At 68.7% G+C, this 24,587-nt stretch carries 25 protein-coding genes; 18 read left to right on the forward strand and 7 right to left on the reverse strand.

Translation table 11 applies throughout. The features are described from left to right. Nucleotides 1–11 precede the first annotated feature (11 nt). The 9 genes from ACSFA0_RS07805 (at nt 12) to ACSFA0_RS07845 (ending at nt 12,302) form a co-directional block, all read left to right on the forward strand. The gene (locus ACSFA0_RS07805) at nt 12–3,149 is read left to right on the forward strand and encodes an efflux RND transporter permease subunit (protein ID WP_435449629.1); all 3,138 of its coding nucleotides are present in this window, start codon (nt 12–14) and stop codon (nt 3,147–3,149) included. Further along, entirely contained in the window at nt 3,146–6,418 is a 3,273-nt protein-coding gene (locus ACSFA0_RS07810; protein ID WP_435449630.1) for an efflux RND transporter permease subunit, read from the forward strand. Before ACSFA0_RS07805 ends, ACSFA0_RS07810 begins: the two co-directional genes overlap by 4 nt. 22 nt (nt 6,419–6,440) lie before the next feature. Then, a complete protein-coding gene (locus ACSFA0_RS07815) occupies nt 6,441–7,853 on the forward strand; it encodes an efflux transporter outer membrane subunit (protein WP_435449631.1) in 1,413 nt (470 codons plus the stop codon). Between the two features lie 73 nt (nt 7,854–7,926). Next, complete coding sequence (locus tag ACSFA0_RS07820) at nt 7,927–8,454, forward strand: 2,4'-dihydroxyacetophenone dioxygenase family protein (protein WP_435449632.1); 528 nt, start codon at nt 7,927–7,929, stop codon at nt 8,452–8,454. Next, complete coding sequence (locus tag ACSFA0_RS07825; protein WP_435449633.1) at nt 8,451–9,191, forward strand: SDR family NAD(P)-dependent oxidoreductase; 741 nt, start codon at nt 8,451–8,453, stop codon at nt 9,189–9,191. Before ACSFA0_RS07820 ends, ACSFA0_RS07825 begins: the two co-directional genes overlap by 4 nt. A 13-nt stretch (nt 9,192–9,204) precedes the next feature. Beyond that, nucleotides 9,205–9,924: an SDR family NAD(P)-dependent oxidoreductase gene (locus tag ACSFA0_RS07830; RefSeq protein ID WP_435449634.1), complete on the forward strand. Its 720-nt coding sequence runs from the start codon at nt 9,205–9,207 to the stop codon at nt 9,922–9,924. Then, nucleotides 9,925–10,743 carry an IclR family transcriptional regulator gene (locus ACSFA0_RS07835; RefSeq protein WP_435449635.1) on the forward strand — a complete coding sequence of 273 codons (819 nt, stop codon included), beginning with the start codon at nt 9,925–9,927 and terminating at the stop codon, nt 10,741–10,743. A 13-nt stretch (nt 10,744–10,756) separates the two neighbouring features. Beyond that, the gene (locus ACSFA0_RS07840; protein ID WP_435449636.1) at nt 10,757–11,398 is read left to right on the forward strand and encodes an aspartate/glutamate racemase family protein; all 642 of its coding nucleotides are present in this window, start codon (nt 10,757–10,759) and stop codon (nt 11,396–11,398) included. A 76-nt stretch (nt 11,399–11,474) separates the two neighbouring features. Continuing rightward, nucleotides 11,475–12,302, forward strand: coding sequence for an undecaprenyl-diphosphate phosphatase (locus ACSFA0_RS07845; RefSeq protein ID WP_435449637.1), 828 nt, complete (start codon nt 11,475–11,477; stop codon nt 12,300–12,302). A gap of 31 nt (nt 12,303–12,333) precedes the next feature. Here ACSFA0_RS07845 and ACSFA0_RS07850 read toward each other — a convergent pair whose 3' ends face one another. The 3 genes from ACSFA0_RS07850 to ACSFA0_RS07860 are packed head-to-tail and all read right to left on the reverse strand — an operon-like array spanning nt 12,334 to nt 13,065. Next, nucleotides 12,334–12,621, reverse strand: coding sequence for a 2Fe-2S iron-sulfur cluster-binding protein (locus tag ACSFA0_RS07850; protein ID WP_435449638.1), 288 nt, complete (start codon nt 12,619–12,621; stop codon nt 12,334–12,336). 4 nt (nt 12,622–12,625) lie between these two features. Beyond that, complete coding sequence (locus ACSFA0_RS07855) at nt 12,626–12,919, reverse strand: VF530 family protein (protein WP_435449639.1); 294 nt, start codon at nt 12,917–12,919, stop codon at nt 12,626–12,628. Then, on the reverse strand, nt 12,916–13,065 hold the full coding sequence (locus tag ACSFA0_RS07860; RefSeq protein WP_435449640.1) for a hypothetical protein: 150 nt from the start codon (nt 13,063–13,065) through the stop codon (nt 12,916–12,918). Before ACSFA0_RS07860 ends, ACSFA0_RS07855 begins: the two co-directional genes overlap by 4 nt. Before the next feature lie 88 nt (nt 13,066–13,153). On the opposite strand from ACSFA0_RS07860, the gene ACSFA0_RS07865 reads away from it, so the two are divergent. Continuing rightward, nucleotides 13,154–13,672, forward strand: a complete 519-nt coding sequence (locus ACSFA0_RS07865; protein ID WP_435449641.1) for a GNAT family N-acetyltransferase — start codon at nt 13,154–13,156, stop codon at nt 13,670–13,672. Nucleotides 13,673–13,785: 113 nt separating this feature from the next. Continuing rightward, nucleotides 13,786–14,688, forward strand: coding sequence for a DUF808 domain-containing protein (locus ACSFA0_RS07870; RefSeq protein WP_435449642.1), 903 nt, complete (start codon nt 13,786–13,788; stop codon nt 14,686–14,688). A 17-nt stretch (nt 14,689–14,705) separates the two neighbouring features. On the opposite strand, the gene ACSFA0_RS07875 is transcribed toward ACSFA0_RS07870, so the two are convergent. Beyond that, nucleotides 14,706–14,924, reverse strand: a complete 219-nt coding sequence (locus ACSFA0_RS07875; protein ID WP_435449643.1) for a hypothetical protein — start codon at nt 14,922–14,924, stop codon at nt 14,706–14,708. Nucleotides 14,925–14,973: 49 nt separating this feature from the next. On the opposite strand from ACSFA0_RS07875, the gene ACSFA0_RS07880 reads away from it, so the two are divergent. After that, on the forward strand, nt 14,974–15,384 hold the full coding sequence (locus ACSFA0_RS07880; protein WP_435449644.1) for a hypothetical protein: 411 nt from the start codon (nt 14,974–14,976) through the stop codon (nt 15,382–15,384). A 27-nt stretch (nt 15,385–15,411) separates the two neighbouring features. Here the strand turns inward: ACSFA0_RS07880 and ACSFA0_RS07885 are convergent, their stop codons facing one another. After that, nucleotides 15,412–15,777 carry a hypothetical protein gene (locus ACSFA0_RS07885; RefSeq protein ID WP_435449645.1) on the reverse strand — a complete coding sequence of 122 codons (366 nt, stop codon included), beginning with the start codon at nt 15,775–15,777 and terminating at the stop codon, nt 15,412–15,414. Between the two features lie 90 nt (nt 15,778–15,867). Between ACSFA0_RS07885 and ACSFA0_RS07890 the strand changes: the two genes are divergently transcribed. From ACSFA0_RS07890 to ACSFA0_RS07905, 4 genes are all read left to right on the forward strand, one after another. After that, nucleotides 15,868–16,533 carry an alpha/beta hydrolase gene (locus ACSFA0_RS07890; protein WP_435449646.1) on the forward strand — a complete coding sequence of 222 codons (666 nt, stop codon included), beginning with the start codon at nt 15,868–15,870 and terminating at the stop codon, nt 16,531–16,533. Between the two features lie 94 nt (nt 16,534–16,627). Next, nucleotides 16,628–18,184 carry a glutamate--cysteine ligase gene (gene gshA, locus ACSFA0_RS07895; protein ID WP_435449647.1) on the forward strand — a complete coding sequence of 519 codons (1,557 nt, stop codon included), beginning with the start codon at nt 16,628–16,630 and terminating at the stop codon, nt 18,182–18,184. 164 nt (nt 18,185–18,348) lie between these two features. Continuing rightward, entirely contained in the window at nt 18,349–18,735 is a 387-nt protein-coding gene (locus ACSFA0_RS07900) for a response regulator (RefSeq protein ID WP_435449648.1), read from the forward strand. Nucleotides 18,736–18,828: 93 nt separating this feature from the next. Continuing rightward, entirely contained in the window at nt 18,829–19,746 is a 918-nt protein-coding gene (locus tag ACSFA0_RS07905; RefSeq protein ID WP_435449649.1) for an SDR family NAD(P)-dependent oxidoreductase, read from the forward strand. Here ACSFA0_RS07905 and ACSFA0_RS07910 read toward each other — a convergent pair. Further along, entirely contained in the window at nt 19,743–21,929 is a 2,187-nt protein-coding gene (locus ACSFA0_RS07910) for a hypothetical protein (RefSeq protein WP_435449650.1), read from the reverse strand. The genes ACSFA0_RS07905 and ACSFA0_RS07910 overlap by 4 nt on opposite strands. A gap of 164 nt (nt 21,930–22,093) precedes the next feature. Between ACSFA0_RS07910 and ACSFA0_RS07915 the strand changes: the two genes are divergently transcribed. Continuing rightward, entirely contained in the window at nt 22,094–22,957 is an 864-nt protein-coding gene (locus ACSFA0_RS07915) for a D-amino acid aminotransferase (protein ID WP_435449651.1), read from the forward strand. A 112-nt stretch (nt 22,958–23,069) separates the two neighbouring features. Here ACSFA0_RS07915 and ACSFA0_RS07920 read toward each other — a convergent pair whose 3' ends face one another. Continuing rightward, nucleotides 23,070–23,501 (reverse strand): CBS domain-containing protein, encoded by a 432-nt coding sequence (locus tag ACSFA0_RS07920; RefSeq protein ID WP_435449652.1) that lies wholly within the window; start codon nt 23,499–23,501, stop codon nt 23,070–23,072. 187 nt (nt 23,502–23,688) lie between these two features. Between ACSFA0_RS07920 and ACSFA0_RS07925 the strand changes: the two genes are divergently transcribed. Continuing rightward, nucleotides 23,689–24,498: an oxygen-binding di-iron domain-containing protein gene (locus ACSFA0_RS07925; protein ID WP_435449653.1), complete on the forward strand. Its 810-nt coding sequence runs from the start codon at nt 23,689–23,691 to the stop codon at nt 24,496–24,498. Nucleotides 24,499–24,587: the final 89 nt, after the last annotated feature.

A 24,587-nucleotide genomic window follows, 5' to 3' on the forward strand; every position in this document is an offset into this window, starting at 1 on the left:
AGGCGCCACGCGTGAGCCCGTCCCGTCCCTTCATCGAGCGCCCGGTCGCCACCGGGCTGCTGATGCTCGCCATCGTGCTGGCCGGCCTGGTCGGCCTGCGCTTCCTGCCGCTGGCGGCACTGCCGCAGGTCGACTACCCGACCATCCAGGTCCAGACCCTCTATCCCGGTGCCAGCCCCGAGGTGATGAGCCGCACCGTCACCGCGCCGCTGGAGCGGCAGTTCGGCCAGATGTCAGGACTCGCCCGCATGAGTTCGACCAGCGCTGCCGGCGTGTCGCTCGTCACGCTGCAATTCGACCTGAGCGAAACGCTCGATGTCGCCGAGCAGCAGGTGCAGGCGGCCATCAACGCGGGCAGTTCGCTGCTGCCGGCCGATCTGCCGGCGCCGCCCGTGTACGCCAAGGTCAACCCGGCCGATTCACCCATCCTCACGCTGGCCGTCAGCTCCGAGACGATGCCGCTGACCGAGGTGCAGAACCTGGTCAACACCCGGCTCGCCCAGAAGATGAGCCAGGTCACCGGGGTCGGGCTGGTCACGCTTTCGGGCGGACAGCGGCCGGCCGTGCGCATCCAGGCCAACACCAATGCCCTGGCGTCGGTCGGCATCGGCCTGGACACGCTGCGCAGCGCCATCACCGCGGCCAATGCCAACAGCGCCAAGGGCAGCTTCGACGGCCCGAAGCGCTCGTACACCATCAATGCGAACGACCAGCTGGTCACCGCGGCCGACTACAAGAACCTGATCGTCGCCTGGAAGAACGGCGCGCCGGTGCGCATGACCGACGTGGCCCGCGTGGTCGACGGTGCCGAGAACACGCAGCTCGGCGCTTGGGCGGCGCTGAAGGGTGAAGAGGCTGGGGCGGAAGGCACGCTACGGCCTGCCGTCATCCTCAACGTGCAACGCCAGCCGGGCGCCAATGTGATCGCCACGGTCGACGCCATCCGCAAGCAGCTGCCCGAACTGCAGGCCTCGCTGCCCGGCGCCGTGCGCGTGGAGATCCTGTCCGACCGCACCACCGGCATCCGCGCGTCGGTGCACCACGTGCAGCTCGAGCTCATCCTGGCCGTGGTGCTGGTCGTGCTGGTGATCTTCTTCTTCCTGCACAACGTCCGTGCCACCATCATCGCCAGCATCGCCGTGCCGATCTCGCTCATCGGCAGCTGCGGCCTGATGTACCTGCTGGGCTATTCGCTCAACAACCTGAGCCTGATGGCGCTGACCATCGCGACCGGATTCGTCGTCGACGACGCGATCGTGATGATCGAGAACATCGCACGCTACCTGGAAGAAGGCGAGAAGCCCTTCGCCGCCGCGCTCAAGGGCGCGACGCAGATCGGCTTCACCATCATCTCGCTGACCGTCTCGCTCATCGCGGTGCTGATCCCGCTGCTCTTCATGAGCGACGTGGTGGGCCGGCTGTTCCGCGAATTCGCGGTCACCTTGTCGATCACCATCCTGATCTCCGCGGTGGTCTCGCTCACGCTGGTGCCGATGATGGCGGCGCGCTGGCTCAAGCCCGAGGCGGAGCAGAGCGGTCGCTTCGGCCACGCGGTGCAGCGCTTCTTCGACCGCGTGATCGCGCGCTACGACGTGTGGCTGCAATGGGTGCTGCGCCATCAGCCACTGACCATGGTCGTGGCCCTGGCCACGATGGTGCTGACGGTGCTGCTCTACATCGCCATCCCCAAGGGTCTCTTCCCGACGCAGGACACCGGCCAGCTCAAGGGCCGCGTCGAAGCGTCGCAGGACGTGTCGTACCTGCGCATGGCCGAGATCCAGCAGGCGGCGGCCAACGCCATCTTGCGCGACCCCGACGTGCGCAGCGTGAGTTCGGTGGTGGGCGTCGACGCGGCGAACAACACCACGCTCAACACGGGCAGCGTGCTGGTCAACCTGCGCGAAGACCGCGGCGACCAGCAGACCATCATGACGCGGCTGAGCGAGCGCGTCAGCCGCGACGTGGCCGGTGCCCGGCTCTACCTGCAGCCCACGCAGGACCTCACCATCGACGCCGAGACCGGCCCCACCGAGTTCCGCGTGTCGCTCGAAGGCGTCGACACGGCCGCGGTCAACGGCTGGGCGAAGAAGCTGGTCGATCGGCTCGCGAAAGAACCGCTGGTGCGCAACGCGACGACCGATGCCGGCGCACAGGGTCTGGCGGCGTACGTCGACATCGACCGCAGCACGGCCTCGCGCCTGTCGGTCACGGCCAGCTCGGTCGACGATGCCTTGTACAGCGCCTTCGGCCAGCGCATCGTCTCGACCATCTTCACCGAAACCAACCAGTACCGCGTGATCCTCGAGGCGCAGCGTGAAGGGCTCTCGTCGATCCAGGGCCTGGGCACGCTGCAGATGCGCACGGGCGCCGGCACGGCCACGCCGCTGTCGTCGTTCGCGACGGTGCGCGAGCAGCTCGCGCCACTGCAGGTCACGCGCGTGGCGCAGTACCCGGCCGCCACCGTCGGCTTCGACACCGCCCCCGGCGTGGCGCTGGGCAAGTCGGTGTCAGCCATCCGCGCTGCGGCGCTGGAGATCGGCCTGCCGTCGAGCATCACGATGAACTTCCTCGGCGCCGCGGGCGCCTACGAGAAGTCGCTGTCGAACCAGCTGTGGCTCATCCTGGCGGCGGTGATCTGCGTGTACATCGTGCTGGGCGTGCTGTACGAGAGCTACGTGCACCCGCTCACGATCCTGTCGACGCTGCCGTCGGCCGGCGTCGGCGCGCTGCTGGCGCTGATGGTCACCGGCAACGACCTGGGCGTGATCGGCATCATCGGCATCATCCTGCTGATCGGCATCGTCAAGAAGAACGCGATCATGATGATCGACTTCGCGATCGACGCCGAGCGGCGGCAGGGCAAGTCGCCGCAGGAGGCGATCCACCAGGCCGCGCTGCTGCGCTTCCGCCCGATCCTGATGACCACGCTGGCCGCGCTCTTCGCCGCCGTGCCGCTGATGCTGGGCTGGGGCGAAGGCGCCGAGCTGCGCCGGCCGCTGGGCCTGGCGATCTTCGGCGGGCTGGTGCTCAGCCAGATGCTCACGCTGTTCACCACGCCGGTGATCTACCTGGCCTTCGACCGCGTGGGGCGCCGCTTCTCGCGCCGGCGCGAAGGCGATGAGCCCGAGGTGGCGACGCCCGCGCCATGAACCTGTCGAAGCTCTTCGTCGAGCGCCCGATCGCGACCGTGCTGCTGACGATCGGCATCGCGCTGGCCGGCATCATGGCCTTCTTCGTGCTGCCGGTGTCGCCGTTGCCGCAGGTCGACTTCCCGACCATCTCGGTGTCGGCCAGCCTGCCGGGCGCGAGCCCCAGCACCATGGCCTCGAGCGTGGCGACGCCGCTGGAGCGGCGGCTTGGCGTGATACCGGGCGTCAACGAACTCACGTCGAACAGCTCCAACGGGTCGACGCGGGTCACGCTGCAGTTCGACCTGAGCCGCAACATCGACGCAGCGGCCCGCGAGGTGCAGGCTGCCATCAACGCGGCGCGCGCCGATTTGCCGTCCACGCTGCGCAGCAACCCGACCTACCGCAAGGCGAATCCGACGGCCGCGCCGATCATGATCCTGACGCTGACCTCGAAGACGCGGACACCGGGCCAGATCTACGACGCGGTGTCGAACATCGTGAGCCAGCGCCTGTCGCAGGTCGAGGGCGTGGGCGACGTGGAGATCGGTGGTGGCTCGCTGCCGGCGGTGCGCGTCGAGCTGGAGCCGTTTTCACTCAACCGCCTGGGCATCAGCACCGAAGACGTACGCGCCGCCATTCAGGCCAACAACGCCAACCGCCCCAAGGGCACGATCGAGGGCGAGGGCCGGCGGCTGCAGGTCTACACGCCGGCGCCCGGCCTGCGCGCAGCGGACTACCGCGACCTGGTGATCGCCTGGCGCAACAATGCCGCCGTGCGCCTGCGCGACGTGGCCGAGGTCATCGACAGCGTGGAGAACACGCGCACTGTGGGCCTGTTCAACGGCCAGCCGGCGGTGATCGTGCTGGTCACGCAGCAGCCGGGCGCGAACATCATCGAGACGGTCGACGGGGTGCGCCAGCTCATCCCCGAACTGCGCGCGCAACTGCCGACCGACATCGAGGTGCAGGTCGCGTCCGACCGCACCAACTCCATCCGCTCGTCGCTGCACGAGGTCGAGCTGACGCTGGTGATCTCGGTGGTGCTCGTGGTGCTGGTGGTCGGTGTGTTCTTGCGCCGAGCGCGCGCCACCATCATCCCGGCGGTGGCGACCGTGGTGTCGCTGCTCGGCACCTTCGGCGTGATGCACCTGCTGGGCTTCTCGCTCAACAACCTGAGCCTGATGGCGCTGACCGTCGCCACCGGCTTCGTGGTCGACGACGCCATCGTGGTGCTGGAAAACACGCAGCGCCACATCGAGAACGGCATGGACCGCGTGTCGGCCGCGCTGCGCGGTGCGCGCGAGGTCGGTTTCACGGTGCTGTCGATCAGTCTGTCGCTGGTGGCGGTGTTCATCCCGCTGCTGTTCATGGGCGGCCAGGTGGGGCGGCTGTTCCGCGAATTCGCGGTCACGCTGTCGGCGGCGGTGCTGATCTCGCTGGTGATCTCGCTCACCACCACGCCGATGATGTGCGCGATGCTGCTGCGCGCCGAGAGTTACTACGCGCGCAAGCCGCCAGGCCGCATCAGCGGGCCCTTCATGCGCTGGACCGAACGCCTGTGGCAGTGGAGCCTGCGCGTGTACGGCCACAGCCTCGACTGGGCGTTGTCGGCCAAGCTCGTGGTGATGGCGGTGCTGCTGGCCGTCATCGCGCTCAACGTGTATCTCTTCATGGCCGTGCCCAAGGGCTACTTTCCGCAGCAGGACAACGGGCAGCTCAACGCCGGCCTGCGGGCCGACCAGAGCATTTCGTCGGTGGCGCTCACCGCCAAGCTGAAGCAGGCGGTGGACATCATCCATGCCGACCCGGCGGTCGACACGGTGGTGGGCTTCGCGGGCGGCTCGCGCGCGGGGGGCGGCTTCATGTTCGTCAACCTCAAGCCGCTGGCCGAGCGCCAGGTGAAGACCCAGGTGGTGATCGACCGCCTGCGCCCCCAGCTCAATCAGCTGACCGGGCTGCGCGTGTTCCTCGGCCCGGTGCAGGACCTGCGCATGGGCGGACGGCAGAGCAATTCGACCTACCAGTACACGCTCAAGAGCGACAGCCTGAGCGACCTGCGCATCTGGTCGAACAAACTGGCCGAACGGCTCAAGGAGCTGCCGCAGCTCACCGACGTCGACGGCGAATCGTCGGACAACGGCGTCGAGACCTTCGTCGAGGTCGACCGCGACGCGGCGACGCGCCTGGGCGTGACCTCGAGCGCGGTCGACAACGCGCTCTACAACGCCTATGGCCAGCGTTCGGTGGCCACGATCTACAACGACCTGAACCAGTACTCGGTGATCATGGAGTGGGCGCCGCGCTTCCAGCCCGCACCGGTCGTGCTGAAGGACCTGTACGTGCCCTCGACGCTCAACACCGCCACCACCGCGAGCGGCGCCACCACGGTGAGCTCGGTGCAGAACACCACCGACGCGGCCACCGGCACGTCCACCACCACCTCGGCCAACCCCGGTGCGCGCAACTCGTCGGCCGGCCAGGCCCTGGCCTCGACCACGACCAACATGGTGCCGCTCGCGGCCTTCGCCAAGCTGAGCGAGCGTGCGGTGCCCAGCTCCATCAGCCATGAAGACACCGAGCTCGCGAGCACCGTGTCGTTCAGCCTGGCCGACGGCGTGACGCTCGCCGAGGGCCAGCGTCTGGTGAAGCAGGCCGAGAACGACATCGCGATGCCGGTCAACGTGCGCGGCAGCTTCTCTGGCACGGCACGGGCGGCGGAGCAGTCCAACGCGCAGCAGATGCTGCTGATCATCGCGGCCATCGTCGTGATCTACATCGTGCTGGGCATCCTGTATGAAAGCCTGATCCATCCGATCACGGTGCTGACCACGCTGCCTTCGGCCGGCGTGGGCGCGGTGCTGGCGCTGCTGCTGTTCCGCATGGAGCTGTCGATCATTGCGTTGATCGGGCTCTTCCTCTTGATCGGCATCGTGAAGAAGAACGCCATCATGATCATCGACTTCGCGCTGGAGGCCGAGCGCTCGCGCGGGCTGTCGGCCACCGACGCCGTGCGCGAGGCCTGCATGCTGCGCTTCCGCCCGATCCTGATGACCACGCTGGCGGCCATCCTCGGCGCACTGCCGCTGGCCATCGGCTTCGGCCAGGGTGCGGAGTTGCGCCAGCCGCTGGGCGTGGCCATCGTCGGCGGGCTGATCGCGAGCCAGTTGCTCACGCTGCTGACGACGCCGGTGGTCTATGTGCTGATGGACAAGCTGCGCCGCCGCGCGCCCAACGAGAAACATCTCGCGCGCAGCGACGACGCCGAAGGCGGCGTCGCTGCCGCCTGAACCCGAGAGAAGAAGACCAGCCATGCGTTCCCGATCGTCCTTCCTGCCTACGTTGATGGCGCTGGCCGCTGCCGCCTCGCTCACCGCCTGCGCGGTCGGGCCGACCTATGAGCGACCGGCAATGGTGTCGCCCAGCGCCTGGAAGGAGGCGCCCGCTGCTGAAGGCTGGCTGCCGGCCGCCCCGGCCGATGCCTTCGAGCGGGGTCCGTGGTGGCAGCTCTTCGGCGACGCGGGGCTCGACGCGCTGGCCGAACGCGTGCAAGTGTCCAACCAGAACATCGCCATCGCCGTGGCGAACTACGCGCAGGCCCAGGCGCTGGTGCGCGAGGCGCGGGCGTCGCTGTTCCCGACGGTGTCGTTGTCGGGCAGTGCGGCGCGCAGCGGAACGCGGGGCGCCGGCGATGCGCGCGGCAGCGCCAGTGCGACGCTGGGTGCCGACTGGGCGCCCGACCTGTGGGGCCGGCTGCGCGAGAACGTCGGCAGTGCGCAGGCCCAGGCCCAGGCGAGCGAGGCCGATCTGGCCGCAGCGCGCCTGTCGGCGCAGGGCGCGCTTGCGTCGAACTACTTCTCGCTGCGCGAGGCCGATGCGGAACTCGCGCTGCTGGCCGAGACGCTCGAAGGCTACGAGCGCGCTTACGCCATCACGCGCAACCGCTACGAAGCCGGCATCGCCGCACAAAGCGACGTGCTGCAGGCGCAGACGCAGCTGGTCAACACGCGCGCCGACCGCGTCGCGCTGCAGCGCACGCGCGACACCTACGAGCACGCCATCGCCGTGCTCATCGGCGTCGCACCGGCCGACTTCCAACTGCCGGTCGAGACGGCGTGGACGCCCGTGGTGCCCGCAGTGCCGCTGGGTGTGCCGTCGACGCTGCTGCAGCGCCGGCCCGACATCGCGTCGGCCGAGCGCGCGGTGGCCCAGGCCAACGCGCAGATCGGCATCGCGCGCTCGGCGTATTACCCGAGCTTCAGCCTGAGCGCCTCGCTCGGGCGCTCGTCCAGCCGCGTGTCGGACCTGTTCAGTGCCTCGAACACGCTGTGGTCGCTCGGCCTTTCTGCGGCCCAGGTGCTGTTCGACGCGGGCGCCATCGGCGCGCAGGTGGATGCAGCCAAGGCTTCGTACGACGCCCGGGTGGCCAGCTATCGGCAGACGGTGCTGACGGCCTTCCAGGGTGTCGAAGACCAGCTCACCGCCACCGCCAGCCTGGCCGCGCAGGAGGCCTTGCGCCGCGAGGCCTCGGCCGCGGCGGACCGCACCGAGCAGCAGATCCTCAACCGTTACCGTGCGGGCCAAGTGAGCTACACCGAAGTGGTTACCGCGCAAGCCTCGGCGCTGAGCGCGCGTCGCACGGTGCTGCAGCTGCTGGTCAACCGGCAGATCGCAGCGGTGGGATTGATCCAGGGCCTGGGCGGCGGCTGGCAGGTGCCGAACTAGGGATTGGCCCGAGCGCGCTGTCGCACACCGCTGTCCATAATGTAGATAGTCATCCACATTATGGACAAGTCAAATGCCCATCGACGCCAACGATCCTGATCCGAAGACCCCGTACCAGTACCCGAACCCGCCGGACGCGCTGCCGGAAATCGTGGTGCAGCACGCCATCCCGACCGACGAGCGCCTGTGGGTGCCACAGGCCGAGAACGTGTGGTTCCGGCCGCTCTGCCTCAACGCCAGCCAGGGCTACTGGATGAACCTGCTGCGCGTGCGCAAGTCGGGTGTGCTGAGTCGCCACCGCCACCCGCAGGCGGTGCACGGCTTCGTGTTGAAGGGCCGCTGGCGCTACCTCGAGCACGACTGGGAAGCGACCGAGGGCAGCTACGTCTTCGAGCCGCCGGGCGAGACGCACACGCTCTACGTGCCTGAAGACGTCGAGGAAATGATCACGTACTTCCAGGTCAACGGTGTCATGTACTACACCGACCCGTACGGCAAGGGCATGGGCTACGAAGACGTGTTCACCAAGATCGACATGTGCCGCAAGCACTTCGAGGCGGTGGGCCTGGGCGCGGACTACACGAAGCAGTTCATCCGATGAGCGCCTCGGGTTACGCGACGGCGCGCTACGACTTCACGGGCAGCGTCGCGATCGTCACCGGCGGGGCCAGCGGCATCGGTGCCGAGGTGGCCCGCCAGCTGCACGAGAGCGGCGCCCGCGTCGCGATCTGGGACGCGGCCGAGCAGGCTGCGAGCGACGATGCGTGGCAGGTCGACGTGACCGACCTCGCCGCCGTCGAGCTGGCCGCGCAGGAAGTGGTGGCGCGTTACGGCCGCATCGACTTCGTGGTGAACAGCGCCGGCTTCGCCGGGCCGACGACGCCGCTCGACCAGTACGACCCCGCGATCTGGCGGCGCATCGTCGACGTCAACCTCGTCGGCACCTTCAACGTCTGCCGCGCCGTGGTGCCGCACCTGCGCGCCGCGGGCAGCGGCCGCATCGTCAACATCGCGTCGCTCGCGGGCAAGGAAGGCACGCCCAACGCATCGGCCTACAGCGCGGCCAAGGCCGGCGTGCTGGCGCTGACCAAGTCGCTCGGCAAGGAACTCGCGACCACCGGCATCCTGGTCAACGCCATCGCGCCGGCGGCCGTGCGCACGCCCATCCTCGCGCAGATGTCCATCGCGCATGTGCAGAACATGATCGACAAGAGCCCGATGAAGCGACTCGGCGAGACCGCCGAGGTGGCCGAGATGGTGGCCTGGCTGTGCTCGGGCTCCTGCACTTTCAACACCGGCTCGGTGTTCGACCTGTCCGGTGGTCGTGCGAGCTATTGACGCCACAAGACCCATGACCTACCAGCCAGATCTTTTCAAGGGCAAGCGTGCGCTCGTGTCGGGCGCGACGCAGGGCATCGGCGCCGTCATCGCCAACCACCTGGCCGCGCTGGGCGCGCAGGTCACGGCCATCGGCCTGGGCGGCGGCGACGGCACGCTCGACGCGGCCGTCGAGGTGAAGCAGGCCGACGTGACCTCGGCCGAGAGCATCGACGCGGCGCTCGCACCCATCGACCGGCTCGACATCGTCTTCAACTGCGCAGGCATCATCCAGCGCGGCGCGGAGCACGACCTGGACGTCTTCGAGAAGGTGCTGGCGGTCAACCTCACGGGCACGATGCGTGTGTGCGGCGCGACGCGCGAGCGGCTCAAGGCCAGCGGCGGTTGCATCGTCAACACCGCCTCGATGCTGAGCTTCTTCGGCGGCGGCCTGGTGCCGGGCTACGCGGCCAGCAAGGGCGGCGTGGCGCAGCTCACCAAGTCGCTCGCCATCGCCTATGCGGCCGACGGCATCCGCGTCAACGCGGTGGCGCCGGGCTGGATCGCCACGCCGCTGACGAAGGCGCTGCAGGACGACCCGGCCCGCGCCGGCCCGATCCTCGCGCGCACGCCGCTCGGCCGCTGGGGCACGCCCGACGACGTGGCGCGCGCCGCGATGTTCCTGTGCACGCCGGCGGCGTCGTTCATGACGGGCGTGATCCTGCCGGTCGACGGCGGCTACCTGGTGGCCTGAATGGCAGCGCCCGGGCCCTCCGCCGCGGCTGCGCAGGTCGCCGGCACCGCATCGTTTTCGAAGTTCATGCATGTGCTGCAACTGGTGGCCGATGCCGAGGCACCGATGAACATCGGCGCGCTGATGCGCGCGAGCGGCTACCCGCGCCCGACGGTGCACCGCATCGTCGCCGCGCTCATCGCCGAGCGGTTGCTGGTGGAAGGCGCGCACGGCGCCACGCTGGCGCTCGGCCCGCGGCTCATTCAGCTGGCGAGCCGCAGCTGGGGCCGCTCGGAACTGCGGCTGGCCGCCGTCGACGAACTCAAGCGCCTGCGCGACCTCACCGGCGAAACGGTGCACCTGGCCGTGCCCAACGGCGACAGCATGGTCTACATCGAGAAGCTCGAGAGCCCGAGCGCCGTGCGCATGGCCTCGCGCATCGGCACCCGCGTGTCGCTGCATGCCACGGCGGTGGGCAAGGCCTACCTGGCGGCGCTGGACGAGACGGCGCTCGCTGCTTTGCTCGAGAGCCTGCCGATGCCGCGCTACACCGTCAACACGACCGCCGACATCGGTGCGCTGCAAGCGCAGATCGCGCAGACGCGTGCGCGCGGCTGGTCGGTCGACAACGAAGAGAACGAGCCGGGCATCCATTGCTTCGGCGCCGTGATCCGCGGCATCGAGGGCGTGCCGGTGGCGGCGATCAGCGTGAGCACGCTGGTGTTCCGTCAGAAAGACCATCCCGAGCAGGCCTACGTCGCGCCGCTGCTGGCGGCCTGCCGCGAGATCGCCGCGCGCATCGCGCAGACGCCCGCGCTGTCGATGGCCGACATCCTTTGATCCATCATTCGCCATGACCCGCATCGCCCTGATCCACGCACTCGCCCATTCCGTCGACCCGATCAACACCGCCTTCGTGCGCGACTGGCCGCAAGCCCAGCGCATGAACCTGCTCGACGACAGCCTGTCGGCCGACCTGGCCCGCAACGGTCAGGGCCTGGACGCAGCGATGCACGAGCGCTTTCAGCGGCTGGCGCAGTACGCCGTCGATGCCGGTGCACAAGGCATCCTCTTCACCTGCTCGGCCTTCGGGCCGTGCATCGAAGCGGTGGCGCGGCGGCATGCGTCGATGCCGGTGTTGAAGCCCAACGAGGCGATGCTCGCCGAGGCAGCGGCCGGCCGCGGCACGCTGGGGCTGATCTCGACCTTCGCGCCGACGCTGGTGTCGATGCCGCCGGAATTTCCGGAAGGCATCGTGCTGCAGACCGCGCTCGCCGAAGGTGCGCTCGACGCGTTGAACCGCGGCGATGGCGCCACGCACGATGCGCTGATCGCCGAACAGGCGTTGGCTTTGAAGGCGCGTGGCTGCGAGCGCATCGCGCTGGCGCAGTTCAGCATGGCGCGCGCACGCACCGCCTGCGAGGCCGCGACCGGGCTGACGGTGCTGACGACGGTCGACAGTGCCGTGCGCGCGTTGCGTGCCCGGCTCGCTTAGCCCTGCCAGCGCGCGCAGTCTGAACGGGAGCTGACGCACGCGCTCGCGATAATCCAGGCTCTTTCAAGGAGCACGCGTGGATATCGTTTTGTTGGCCAAGGCCGCGATCATGGGCATCGTCGAGGGCCTGACCGAATTTCTGCCGATCTCGTCGACCGGCCACCTCATCCTCGCCGGGTCGCTGCTGGGCGGCTTCGGGGGCGAACGCGGGACCGTCTTCAAGATCGCGATCCAGACCGGCGCCATCTTCGCGGTGATCCTGGTGTACTGGCAGAAGATCCATTCGACCGTCGTTGCGCTGCCCCGCCAGGCCAAGGCGCGGCGCCTCGCGCTGAACGTGCTGATCGGTTTCTTCCCGGCGGTGCTGCTGGGCCTGCTTTTCGGCAAGGCGATCGAAGCGCGCCTTTTCACGCCGGTCGTCGTCGCCACCACCTTCATCATCGGCGGCTTCATCATCCTGTGGGCCGAGAAGCGGCCGCCGGGCTCGATCCGCGTCGAGAACGTCGACGACATGACCCCGTGGGACGCGCTCAAGGTCGGCCTGGTGCAGTGCTTCGCCATGGTGCCCGGCACCAGCCGCAGCGGCTCCACCATCATCGGCGGCATGCTGCTCGGCCTGAGCCGCAAGGCCGCCACCGACTTCTCCTTCTTCCTCGCCATCCCGACGCTGATCGGTGCCGGTGTGTACAGCCTCTACAAGGCGCGCGCGCTGCTGTCGGTGGCCGACATCCCGCTCTTCGCGGTCGGTCTGCTGTTCTCGTTCCTGAGCGCCTGGCTCTGCGTGCGCTGGCTGCTGAAGTACATCAGCACGCACACCTTCGTGCCTTTCGCCTACTACCGCATCGTGTTCGGCATCGTGGTGCTGGTGACGGCGTGGACGGGCACGGTGGTCTGGGCCGAGTGATGGTCCGGGCCGTAGGGCCGGTGAACAGGCCCTAATCCTCGAAGATCGAGAAGGCCGCCGGCACGTCGAGCACGACATCCGTCAGCGGCTCGGCGACGCAGGGAAGGATCCAGCCTTCGGTTTTCTCCTCGGCGCTGAGGCCGGGCCACTCGATGGTGTGGCTCACTTCGCCCGCACGCAGGCGGCACAGGCAGGTGCGGCAGGTGCCGTTGCGGCAGGAACTCGGCAGTTCGATGCCGGCCGCGTCCGCGGCGCGCAGCAGGGTCTGGCCGGGGGCGGTGTCGAACTCGAAACCGCGGGGGTCGACGCGCACCCGCATCGGGTCAGCGCGGGGCGGCGCCCTGCGACTGGCGCCGCTGGTCGCGCAGCATGAAGAGGTACAGGCTCTCGACCTTCTCGCGCGCCCAGGGCGTCTTGCGCAGGAATTTCAAGGTCGAACCCACGCTCGGGTCCTGCCCGAAGCAGCGCAGGGGAATGCGCTCGTTCAGGCCTGCCCAGCCGTATTCCGCCTCCAGTGCGCGCACGATGGCTTCCAGCGTCAACCCATGCAGCGGGTTGCGCGGCTGGGCGGCCGAGGGCGGTGCCGAAGGGGCGGGGGGCGCGGCGTCGGCCGTCACTTGTTCTTGAGCTTGCCGCGCGGGATCACCGCCGTGGTCATGGTGCGGATCGGCTCGTCGACGGCCGCTCCGGGTGCCTTGGGAGGCGAGGTGTCCTTCTTGGGCTTCTTGACCTCTTTGTTGGCGCGTTGCTGACCTTTGGCCATGGTGACTCTCCGACGATGAATGGTGAATGTGGCGGCGAGTTTAGCGGGCGGCGACAATACGCGGTTCCATCGAAGAACTCCCGAATTCATGTCCCACTACGAAGTCCGTCCCGCCACGATGCGCGACGCCAAAGTCATCGCCGAAATCCATGCCGCCGCCGTCCAGGCGGCCTACCGGGACATCCTGCCCGAAGAAGAACTGCGCGCCCTGGCGCCGGCCAGCCGTGAAGCCAAGTGGCGCGAGGCCATCGAGTTCAGCGAGCCGCAGGTGCAGGTGGCGGAGCTCGGCGGCGAGGTCGTCGGCTTCGTCGGCTACGACCGCTCGCGCGACCCCAAGACCCCCTCGACCACCGGCGAGATCTGGTCCATCTACGTCAAGCCGGAGCACTGGGACAAGGGCGCCGGCGTGGCGCTGTGGGACGCCGCGCGCGACGGCCTGGAGGAAGAGGGCTGCACCACCGTCACCGTGTGGGTGCCGCTGCGCAACGAGCGCGCCATGCGCTTCCACGAACTCGCCGGCTTCAAGCGCGAGATGAAGACCGCCAAGACGACGGCCGTCGGCAGCGTGAAGATCGAGGAGATTCGCCTCAAGCGCAGCGTGGCCTGAGCGTTCCGGTTCTGCACCTGCTTGCGCCGGCGTAGGACGGCCACGGGATTTTCATGAACCACGCTTGACCAGCGGCTAAGCTGCGCGGCTTCATCACTCCGACGCCCCGCACCATGGCCGCCAGCCTTTTCCTCCTGCTCGACGACATCGCGACCGTCCTCGACGACGTGTCGATCCTCACCAAGGTCGCGGCCAAGAAGACCGCAGGCGTGCTGGGCGACGACCTCGCGCTCAATGCCCAGCAGGTTTCGGGCGTCAAGGCCGACCGCGAGCTGCCGGTGGTCTGGGCGGTGTGCAAGGGCTCCTTCCTCAACAAGCTGATCCTGGTGCCGGCGGCCTTGCTCATCGGCAGCTTTCTGCCTTGGGCGATCACGCCGCTGCTGATGATCGGCGGCGCCTTCCTGTGCTTCGAAGGGGTCGAGAAGCTGGCCCACAAATTCCTCCACAAGGAACAGCACGACGCCGAGGTGGCGCACCACGTGCAGGCCGTGGCCGACCCGGCGGTCGATGTCGTCGCTGCCGAGAAGGCCAAGATCAAGGGCGCGGTGCGCACCGACTTCATCCTCTCGGCCGAGATCATCGTCATCACGCTCGGCACGGTCGGTGGGCAGCCCTTCGGCACACAGGTCGCCGTGCTCTCGGGCATCGCGCTCATCATGACCATCGGCGTCTACGGGCTCGTGGCTGGCATCGTGAAGCTGGACGACGCGGGCCTCTGGCTCACCCGCCGCGCCAGCGCCGCGCAGCAGGCCTTCGGCCGCGGCATCCTGGCGACGGCGCCCTGGCTCATGAAGGCGCTGTCGGTGGCCGGCACGGCCGCCATGTTCCTGGTGGGCGGCGGCATTCTGGTGCACGGCGTGCCGGCCTTCGGCCATGCGGTCGAAGCCTGGGCCACCGGCGCGGGCGCCTTGGGCACGGTCGGGTCGATGCTCGTCAACGCGGGCGTTGGCATCGTCGCCGGCGCGATCGTGCTCGGCGTGGTGGAGCTGGTGAAGAAGGCGCTCGGGAAGCGCTGAGAAAGCTTGGGAACAGGCTAAGGTCGCTTGCGCTTGGCGCGCTGCACCAGGTCGACCACGATCAGTGCAGCGCCCAACACCAGGGCGAACCAGCCGACCGTCGCGGCGCCCGCGAGCATGTCCTGCCAGCGCGGCGACTGCAGAAAGTACGGGCCTGCCAGCACCGCGGTGCCGATCAGCAGACAGAGGATGCCGCGTTCGGCCATGCGCAGCGTGCGTGAAGGTTTGGATGGCATCCGGCGAGTGTAGAGGCGGCCCCCGCGCGTCATAGGAGAATCCGAACCCATGACCTCCGCCCAGCCAACCCCGCGCGCCGTCCTTCGTTTCCTGGCGCTGGCCGCCTTTGTCACCTTGTCTGCCGGCACTGCCGCCGCCCAGGACGTGGCGCAGTTCCCTTCGGCCGCCGTGCGTTTCCTCGACGGCGAACTGCCGCGCATGGAAAACGCCGTGAAGGAGCGCGACCGCGACTACTTCGAGGAGGCGATGGGTCGCACCATCATGTTCTCGGAAGACTGGGGCTTCAAGACGCGCGCCAACCCTGCGCTGGCACCGTACCGTGCCTGCACCGAGGCCGTGTCCGATTTCGTCATCGTCGGCCTGTGCCGCCTCATGCCCAACGGCAGCGAGTGCGACGCGCAACTCGCCCCCCGCTTCGATGGCAATCTGCGCGCGTGCCGGCAGGCTGCGGGCCGCTGAGCGCCGCGCGAGGACGCAGTCGCGCGCTCAGCGACGACCGCGCAGGCGGTCGGCCACGGCCTGGACGTCCGCCGTGCCACCGACGGCCGCCAGTTGCAATGGGCCGTCGCCCGTCGCGGCGGCCACGGCGGTCGCTTTCTTCGGGCACAGACCGAGGCAGGACGTTTGAACAATGCGAAAGCGCGGGCGCTCGGCGCCCAGCGCCTTCTTGAAGTCGCCCGGCAGCTTCTTCGCCTTGCGCTTGGACGGACCACTGCTGCGCTCGACGCATCGGCTGCAGACCATCAGCAAGGCGTCGAACTTGGGCTTGACGAAAGGGGTGGCCGTCTGCCCTAGCGTCGGCGTGCCGGCAGCGTGCGGGGCCTCAGATGGGTCGATGGGGGTGGGGTTCATGCGGTTCCTCGAGACATGCGAACAGGGTAGTCGCCTGCCGTGCGCTATCGTGTCGGTCTGTCGCCCGTCACCCCACTCATCCCCGCTGCCATGTCCCTGCTGCCCACCCTCGAGATCGAAACCGCGCCCAACCCCACCGCCTGCGTCATCGTGATGCACGGCCTGGGCGCCGACGGCAACGACTTCGTGCCCATTGCCAAGGAGCTGGAGTTGGGCGACGTCGGCCCGGTGCGCTTCGTGTTCCCCAGTGCGCCGTCGATGCCGGTGAGCATCAACGGCGGCTACCCGATGCCCGCCTGGTACGACATCTTCGCGCCCGACCTGGTGCGCCGAGAAGACGAATCCGGCCTGCGCCGCTCGCGCGATGCGATCGAGGCCCTGATCGCCAAGGAAAAGGCGCGCGGCATCCCGGCCGAACGCATCGTGCTGGCCGGCTTTTCGCAGGGCTGCGCCATGGCCCTCATGACGGGGCTGCGCCACGCGGAGCGCCTGGCCGGCATCGTCGGCCTCTCGGGTTACCTGCCATTGGCCGCCACGACCGAGGCCGAACGCCATCCGGCGAATCAGTCCACGCCGGTGTTCCTGGCCCACGGCACGCAGGACGGCGTGGTGGTGCTGCCGCGCGCCCTCGACACGCGCGCCGCGCTGGAGCGGCTCGGCTATGCGGTGGAATGGCACGACTACCCGATGGCGCATTCGGTCTGTCTGGAGGAAATTGCCGACCTGGGTGCGTTCTTGCAGCGCGTGCTGGGCTGATCGTCGCCAGACGCCGGGCAGTTTCCCCGCGCCAGCAGCCGTCTGCCGAAAGTGCTACCTTCCAGCCCCACCAAGACGGACAACCGACAAGAACATGAGCACATTGCAGGAGCGGCTCGCCGCGCTCTCGCCCGCACGCTTGAGGGGCGTGCGGCGGGGCATCGAGAAGGAAAGCCTGCGCGCGCGGCCTGACGGGCAGCTCGCGCTGACGCCGCACCCGGCGGCGCTGGGCTCGGCGCTCACGCATCCCCACATCACCACCGATTTCAGCGAATCGCAGTTGGAGCTCATCACTGGCGTGCACGGCGGCGTCGAAGCCGCGCTCGACGAGCTGACCCAGGTGCACCAGTTCACTTACCGCGTGCTCAACGAACTGGGCGACGAACGCATGTGGGTGTCGAGCATGCCCTGCGGCCTGCCGACCGACGAGACGATTCCGATCGCGCGCTACGGCGGCTCGAATGTGGGCCGTGCCAAGAGCGTCTACCGCATGGGGCTGAGCCACCGCTATGGCCGCCGCATGCAGACCATTTCGGGCATCCACTACAACTGGTCGCTGCCCGAGGTGTCGAGCGAGCAGTACTTCGCGCTGATCCGCAACTTCCGCCGGCACGCCTTCCTGTTGCTGTACCTGTTCGGCGCGTCGCCGGCGCTGTGCTCGAGCTTCGTGGCCGGCCGGCCGCACGAGCTGCGCCCGATCGGCGACGGCAGCATGCACATGCCTTTCGGCACCTCGCTGCGCATGGGCCGACTGGGCTACCAGAGCGAAGCACAGTCGTCGCTGCAGGTGAGCTACAACAGCCTCGAAGGCTACGGCGCGTCGCTGCAGGACGCGCTGACGCGGCCCTGGCCGGCCTACGAGAGCATCGGCATCCAGAACCCCGGCGGCGACTACAACCAGCTGGGCACCACGCTGCTGCAGATCGAGAACGAGTTCTACGGCACCATCCGCCCCAAGCGCGTGATCTACCCTGGCGAGCGCCCGCTGCATGCGCTGCGCGAGCGCGGCGTGGAGTACGTCGAGGTGCGCCTGATGGACCTCGACCCCTTCGTGCCGATCGGCATCACGGCGCAGACCATCCGTTTCCTCGACGTCTTCCTGCTGCACTGCCTGCTCAGCGACAGCCCGAACGACACGCCGCAGGAGATCGCCGAGCTGGCCCACAACCAGCACCTGACGGCGGCGCGCGGCCGCGAGCCCGGCCTGCAGCTGTTGCGCGGGGGCCAGGAGATCGCGCTGACCGAGTGGGGCGCAGACTTGGTCGCGCAGTGCCGGCCGATCGCTCAGTCGCTCGATGCGGTGCATGGCGGCAGCGCCTACATGCAGTCGCTGGACGCGGCGGTGACGGGCCTGCGCGACGCGCACAGCCTGCCGTCGGCGCGCGTGCTGGCGGCCATGGCGGCCGACCATGGCCATTCCTTCACGGACTTCGCACGCGCGCGTTCCGAGGCGGCCCGGCAGGCGCTGTTGACGCAACCCTTTGCGCCCGAGGACCAGGCCCGCTTCGTCCAGGCCACCGCCGAGTCGATCGAGGCGCAGAAGGCCATCGAGGCGGCTGACACCATGCCCTTCGAAATCTATCGCCAGCAGTACGTGTCGCCGGCCCGTCTGGGCTTGGGCGCGCGAGCGCGCAGCGCGGTCGCGGTCTGAGCGAAGTCTGAGCGCGGCGGAGGCGCGCGCAGCGGGCCGGGCACGCACCGGCGCACGCACCCGGTAGGCGCCCGCCTACCCGGATTGGCCGGCATGGCTCACCGCGGGCCGCGAGATGGCGACCATGATGCTGATCAAACAAGCACATCGGATAGATCGCTGCCGTGACCAGCCCCGCCAAACCCTACAAGACCTACCTGGTCGAAGACAACCCTGTGATTCGAGAGAACCTCGTCGGGTTTCTCGAGGACGTGGCCGACACCACGGTCGTGGCGCACGCCAGCGGCCAACGGGAAGCCGTGCAGTGGCTCGACGGCCATCCGGACGGGTGGGACATGGCCATCGTCGACCTGTTCCTGCAGGAGGGCAATGGCTTCGGTGTGGTCGACGCCTGCCGCAACCGTGCCGCGCATCAGAAGGTCGTCGTGCTGAGCAACTACGCCACGGTCGACATGCGTGAACGCTCCCGGGCGCTGGGCGCCGATGCCTTCTTCGACAAGTCCGCCGAGATCGACCAGCTGCTCGAATACTTCGAGCACGCGCACCGATAGGCTCGGTGGGCGCACGCGCTGTCTCGCGCGTGCCCGGCGTTGGACGGCCGCTGCGGTACAACCGCAGCCGTCGCAACCAAGAATTTCAACGAGATGAATGCACCGATCGATTTCAAGGGCCGTGTCGCGATCGTCACGGGCGCCGGTGGCGGGTTGGGCCGGCAGCACGCCTTGGCCCTCGCGGCGCGTGGTGCCCGCGTGGTGGTGAACGACCTGGGCGGTGCGCGTGACGGCTCCGGCGGCTCGGTGAGCGCCGCCGAAGCGGTCGTCGCCGAAATCCGTGCGGCCGGCGGCGAAGCGATCGCCAACGGCGCATCCGTCACCGACGTCGCGGCAGTTCAAGCCATGGTGCAGCAGGCCATCGACACCTGGGGCCGCGTCGACGTGCTGGTCAACAACGCGGGCATCCTGCGCGACAAGAGCTTCGCCAAAATGGATCTGGCGGACTTCCGGCTCGTGATGGACGTGCATCTGATGGGCGCGGTGCATTGCAGCAAGGCCGTGTGGCCGTTCATGACCGCGCAGAAGTACGGCCGCATCGTGATGACCACCTCGTCGTCGGGCCTGTACGGCAACTTCGGACAGAGCAATTACGGCGCGGCCAAGATGGCGCTGGTCGGCCTGATGCAGACGCTGAGCCTCGAAGGCGCCAAGCACGACATCCGCGTCAACTGCCTGGCGCCCACGGCCGCCACCCGCATGACCGAAGACCTGATGCCGCAGGCCGTGCTCGACGCGCTCAAGCCCGAGGCGGTGGTGCCCGCCATGCTGGTGCTGGCTTCGCAGGATGCGCCGAATCGCACCATCCTGTGCGCCGGTGCCGGTGGGTTCGAGGCCGCCCATGTCACCCTGACGCAGGGCGTGTTCGTGGGCCTGGGTGCGGATGCGCCCGAGCAACTCGCTGCGCGCCTGGCCGAGGTCATTGACCGCCAGGGCGAGCAGGTGCCGCAAAGTGGCGCCGCCCAGGGGTCCGTCGAGGTCGCCAAAGCGACCCAGGCCGCGGCACGCTAGGCCGGCGGCGCCAAGACCGCAGGCGGCGTGCGCTGCAGGGCCGCCGGTAACTGCGCGTCGATCCAGCCCATGCGCCAGGCCAGCACCCCCAGTGCCGCCACGAAGACCAGGCCAGCGATGAGCGTGGCCGTGCCGTGCGTCTCTGCGAAGGGATCGCGCAACGCGCGGTGCGCGTGCGCCGGCAGCCGCGCGGTCTGCGACAGCGAGCCGCCCAGCCGCACGTTCACCCGCATCCGGCCGTTGATGGCCCAGCCGCTGGCATCGAGGATCGTCCCGAGGCTGCGTTGGCGCAGCTTCAGCCAGGCGATCAGCATGCTCGGCCCGGAGATGGCCATGACGATGCCGAGGATCGCGATCGGGATCCACACGCCCAGGTCGACGAACTTGCTGAACACCGCCACCAGCACGGCGCTGATGCTGCCGAGTGCCACGCCGATCGCCGCGACCGTGCCCACGTCGACCCGGCCCGGCAGCTTGAGCGGCGCTGCGGGCTTCGCGCCTGCTATGGCCGTCTTGTCTGCGCTGGTGATCGAACTGGCCAGTGTGCCGAGTGAACCCTGCGCCAGGCTGTCGCTGGCCGCGGCCCGTTTGGCCACCTGCTCCTCGATGAGCCGCAGGAATTTCTTGTAGGGAGAGAGAAAGGCCTGGGCCACGCTGGTCGGGTTCTCGATGACCTTGGTGATGGTTGCGTCCCAGTCCTGGCCCTGGCGGTCGTAGAAGACGCCGTTGCGGCCGACGAAGAGGAAGTCGGTGTCGCCGGCGGTGAAGGCCGACACCACCGTCATCGTTTTTCCCTGGCGCGTGCACAGGCAGTAGGCGAGGTAGGCCTTGGCCAGACCGGCCAGCGCCGCGTGCTTGGCGGCGTCGGTCACTGCCACGCTGAGGTCGCAGCTGCGCCCATCGAGGTAGAGCCGACCGGCCTGGAAGATCGCGCCCTCTCGTCGGTAGAAGTCCTTGAAGGCCACGAAGTTGTTCACCAGCGTCAGCAGGTCGCGCTTGAAGCGCAGCAGTTTCTCCAGGTCGGCGATGCGCGCGTTGTGCGGTTCCACGCGCTCGTCTTCGTCGATCAGCGCCATCACCGCGCCCTGCAGATCGAGCGCCTCCTGAACCTGCGCGGCCGACAGCGCGCCGAGCTTCGTGACCGGCTTGGCCGCGAGCCAGCGCCGGCACGGGGCCACGCGCGCCTGCAGGGCATGCCAGTCGTCTTCGGTGAGCGCGTCGGTGGCGTGCCCGGTGCGCCCGAGCATCGGCGCGACCGCTTCGCGGCGCAGCGCGTCCAGCGCATCGGCCCAGGCTGGATTCACGCCCAGCCGCAGCGGCAGCGTGCGGCCTGCAGCGATCGGCGCAAGCGGCAACTGCGCGATGCTCTCGTCGCCGAGTGCGAGGCTGCCCTGCGCCGCCAGTGCTTCGTAGGTTTCTTTCGAGGGATTGAGTGCCGCGATCGACCGCGGGTCGTACGCGGCCACGCGACAGCGCGCGAAGAAGTCGTCGACCTTCTCCCGCACGGCGCCCACGGCCTGGGCCGCCGCCAACGTCGCGATATCGGCCGCCGCATCGCTGCCAGCGCCGGCCTGCCAGTCGTGCAGCGCGTGCGCCTCGGCGAAGAAGGCTTCGGCCTGCCGGCGCTGAATGCCTTCGAGCCCGGCGCGGTCCTTCGTGGCGCCGTGCGCCTGCATGATCTGCCGGATCAGGCTGCGCACCGCCTCGTCGTCCGCGCTTTCCGGCGGGATCACGCCGTCGCCGTTGAAGCGCATCGCGGCCAGGAGGTCGCTGCGGTCGGTCACGTCGGCCAGGGTCAGCGTGTCGACGCCTTCCTTACCGCGCAATTGCAGGATGCGGCGCGCCTCGTCGACCAGCGGGGTCTCGCTGCCGTCGCCCGAGGTGATCGCCGCGAGCGGCAGGCTGTCGCCGCCTTCGAGCAGCAGGTCGGGGTCGTTGAGATGGCGACACGCCCAGGCGCAGGCCGCGATGAGCTCCGGGGGGCGAATGCGCCCGTCGCGGTCGGTATCGATCAGGTCGAGCGTGCGCGCGTCGAGCTCGGTGCCGCGGGTCGGGCAGGCCAGCGCGACCCACAGTTTCTGGTCGAGCTCGCCGAGGTGCGCGAGGTCGGCGCCGCTTCGGATCAGCACCTGGTCCACGCCACCGGCGCGGAAGAATTGCCATGCGTGGGCTTCGACGGACATCGATCGAGACACTTTCTTCGGAGGGAATCGAGACGTCGAGTCTTTCGCATCTCGCGGACCGCACGCGTAGGCGGTCGGGCCAAAAAGGGGTGCGTGGCGGTCGAGCCGTCATCGCGGGGGGCAGGGCGGGGGAGAATCGGGGCCTCATTTCTTTCGGCGTCCGCATGTCCGCTCTTCCCGACTCCCTTTGCTACCTCAACGGCGACTACACGCCGCTGGCCGAGGCCAAGATTTCCGTGCTCGACCGCGGTTTCATCTTCGGTGACGGCATCTACGAGGTGGTGCCCGTCTACGGGCGCAAGTTCTTCCGCTTCTCGCAGCACCTCGCACGCTTGAACCGAAGTCTGGCGAGCCTGCGCATCGCCAATCCGTTCGACGAAGCCGGCTGGCTCGAACGCGCGCGGCGCCTGGTGGCCGACTTCCCGGCCGACGACCAGATGCTCTACATCCAGGTCACCCGCGGTGTAGCACCGCGCGACCACGTGATGCCGCAGGATGTCGTGCCCACGGTCTTCATGATGACCAATGCGATGAAGCCGCCCTCGGCCGCGTTGCTGGCCAAGGGGGTGGCCTGCGTCAGCGCGCGCGACTTCCGCTGGGAGCGCGCGGACATCAAGAGCACCTCGCTGCTGGGCAACGTGCTGGCACGCCAGATCTCGGCGGACGTCGGGGCGGTCGAGACCATCCTGTTCCGGAACGGCCTGCTGACCGAGGCGTCGTCGTCCAACGTGTGGGTGGTGCAGGGCGGCGCGCTGTTCGGGGCGCCCAAGAGCGAGCATGTGCTCGAAGGCATCCGCTACGACCTGATCCGCGAACTGTGCGAGGCCGAAGGCATTCCCTACGACCTGCGCCCCCTCGCCGAAGCCGAGGTGCGTGGCGCCGACGAGCTGCTGCTGAGTTCGGCCAGCAAGGAGGTCATGCCGGTGACGTTGCTCGACGGGCGGCCGATCGGCACCGGCACGCCCGGCCCCGTCTTCGCGCGGCTGCACGCCGCCTACCAGCGTGCGAAGAACGCTCAATCGATCTAGGCAGTAGGCGGGAGAGCCACGCCAGGGATACCGTGGAACCGGCTTTGCCGGGCCACTGGTATCGCCCCCTTGAGGGGGAGGCGCCGCAGGCGCTTCGGGGGTGGGTCCGTCTCTAGCTCTGGATGTAAGTCGTCAGCTGCTCGATCGTCTTTTCATGATCGGCAATGATGTCGTCCATCAGGTCGCGGATCGACAGCATGCCGACCACCTTGCCGCCGTCGACCACCGGCAAGTGGCGGATGCGCTTCTGGCTCATGAGGGTCATGCACTCGTGCGTGGGGGTGTTCGGTGTGACGGTGATGACGTGCGCCGTCATGATCTCGGCCACCTGCATGGCCTTCGAGTTCTTGCCCAGCAGGGCCACCTTGCGGGTGTAGTCGCGCTCGGAGAACACACCCACCAGCCGGTCGTCTTCCATCACCACCAGCGCACCGACCTCGTGCTCGGCCAGTACATGCAAGGCATCGAAGACCGTGGCGTCGGGGCTGGTGTGCCAGAGGCCGGCATTTCGTCGTTGGGCGAGCAGGGCGGATACAGGTTTCATCAGGTTTCTCCGGACAGTGGGCGAACGGTGCGCGGGTGCGCCGGATTCATCATAGGGGCGGCCTGGGGTCGGTGGCGAGGTCGACAGAGGGGCGAAGGGCTTCTGTGCCCTTGATCACCGTCAAGCGCCGAGGCCGCCGGTCTCTCTACAGTCGGGCCTCCGTCCATTCGACCTTCCAGGGCAGTCCGTGCCGATCGAGCTCTACCGCGACCCGCAGCATGCCTGCCTGATGTTCACCGACCTGGTCGGCGCGGATGGCCAGGCGGTGCAGGCGAACCAGTTCCTCATCGTCGACCACGGCACCGGCGCGGTCATCGACCCGGGCGGCAACCTCGCCTTCAACGAGCTGTACCTGGGCATGACGCGCCACTTCAGCCCGCACAAGCTGTCGTACATCGTCGCCTCGCATGCCGACCCAGACATCATCGCGTCGCTCGACCGCTGGCTGACCTCGACCCGCGCGCAGCTCGTGATCTCGCGCGTGTGGGAGCGCTTCGTGCCGCACTTCACCAAGGTCGGCAAGACCGAGGAGCGGATCATCGGGGTGCCCGACCTCGGTGGCCGCCTGCCGCTGGGCGCCAGCGAGTTGTGGCTGCTGCCGGCGCACTTCCTGCACGCCGAGGGCAATTTCCATTTCTACGATCCGGTCAGCCGCATCCTCTTCACCGGCGACCTCGGCGTGTCGATGACCACCGGCCGCGAGGCCCGGACACCGGTGCGTGAACTGGCGCCCCACATCCCGCGGATGGAAGCCTTCCACCGCCGCTACATGGTGTCGAACAAGATCCTGCGGTTGTGGGCACGCATGGCACGCACGCTCGACATCGCGATGCTGGTGCCGCAGCACGGCGCCCCGATCGAGGGCCGTGCCGCCATCTCGGACTTTTTCGACTGGGTGGAATCGTTGATGTGCGGCATCGACCTGTTCGACGACCGCGCCTACCAGGTGCCGACGGCGCGGATCGACCCGCGCATCCACCGCACCGACATGACCTGAGCGCCGCCCGGCGTGCGCAATTCCCGCGTTTGCGGTTCTTTGCGCGATGCCCGGGCTCGCCGCGCGGTGGCGTCGGCTATGGTCCGCGC

The organism is Variovorax restrictus, assembly GCF_051216715.1.
Taxonomy (GTDB): domain Bacteria; phylum Pseudomonadota; class Gammaproteobacteria; order Burkholderiales; family Burkholderiaceae_C; genus Variovorax.

Coding starts and splice junctions, on each gene's coding strand:
- ACSFA0_RS07810 (WP_435449630.1), top strand. CDS start 3,146: ATGAACCTGTCGAAGCTCTTCGTCGAGCGCCCGATCGCGACCGTGCTG.
- ACSFA0_RS07815 (WP_435449631.1), top strand. CDS start 6,441: ATGCGTTCCCGATCGTCCTTCCTGCCTACGTTGATGGCGCTGGCCGCT.
- ACSFA0_RS07820 (WP_435449632.1), top strand. CDS start 7,927: ATGCCCATCGACGCCAACGATCCTGATCCGAAGACCCCGTACCAGTAC.
- ACSFA0_RS07825 (WP_435449633.1), top strand. CDS start 8,451: ATGAGCGCCTCGGGTTACGCGACGGCGCGCTACGACTTCACGGGCAGC.
- ACSFA0_RS07830 (WP_435449634.1), top strand. CDS start 9,205: ATGACCTACCAGCCAGATCTTTTCAAGGGCAAGCGTGCGCTCGTGTCG.
- ACSFA0_RS07835 (WP_435449635.1), top strand. CDS start 9,925: ATGGCAGCGCCCGGGCCCTCCGCCGCGGCTGCGCAGGTCGCCGGCACC.
- ACSFA0_RS07840 (WP_435449636.1), top strand. CDS start 10,757: ATGACCCGCATCGCCCTGATCCACGCACTCGCCCATTCCGTCGACCCG.
- ACSFA0_RS07850 (WP_435449638.1), bottom strand. CDS start 12,621: ATGCGGGTGCGCGTCGACCCCCGCGGTTTCGAGTTCGACACCGCCCCC.
- ACSFA0_RS07860 (WP_435449640.1), bottom strand. CDS start 13,065: ATGGCCAAAGGTCAGCAACGCGCCAACAAAGAGGTCAAGAAGCCCAAG.
- ACSFA0_RS07865 (WP_435449641.1), top strand. CDS start 13,154: ATGTCCCACTACGAAGTCCGTCCCGCCACGATGCGCGACGCCAAAGTC.
- ACSFA0_RS07870 (WP_435449642.1), top strand. CDS start 13,786: ATGGCCGCCAGCCTTTTCCTCCTGCTCGACGACATCGCGACCGTCCTC.
- ACSFA0_RS07875 (WP_435449643.1), bottom strand. CDS start 14,924: ATGCCATCCAAACCTTCACGCACGCTGCGCATGGCCGAACGCGGCATC.
- ACSFA0_RS07880 (WP_435449644.1), top strand. CDS start 14,974: ATGACCTCCGCCCAGCCAACCCCGCGCGCCGTCCTTCGTTTCCTGGCG.
- ACSFA0_RS07885 (WP_435449645.1), bottom strand. CDS start 15,777: ATGAACCCCACCCCCATCGACCCATCTGAGGCCCCGCACGCTGCCGGC.
- ACSFA0_RS07890 (WP_435449646.1), top strand. CDS start 15,868: ATGTCCCTGCTGCCCACCCTCGAGATCGAAACCGCGCCCAACCCCACC.
- gshA (WP_435449647.1), top strand. CDS start 16,628: ATGAGCACATTGCAGGAGCGGCTCGCCGCGCTCTCGCCCGCACGCTTG.
- ACSFA0_RS07905 (WP_435449649.1), top strand. CDS start 18,829: ATGAATGCACCGATCGATTTCAAGGGCCGTGTCGCGATCGTCACGGGC.
- ACSFA0_RS07910 (WP_435449650.1), bottom strand. CDS start 21,929: ATGTCCGTCGAAGCCCACGCATGGCAATTCTTCCGCGCCGGTGGCGTG.
- ACSFA0_RS07915 (WP_435449651.1), top strand. CDS start 22,094: ATGTCCGCTCTTCCCGACTCCCTTTGCTACCTCAACGGCGACTACACG.
- ACSFA0_RS07920 (WP_435449652.1), bottom strand. CDS start 23,501: ATGAAACCTGTATCCGCCCTGCTCGCCCAACGACGAAATGCCGGCCTC.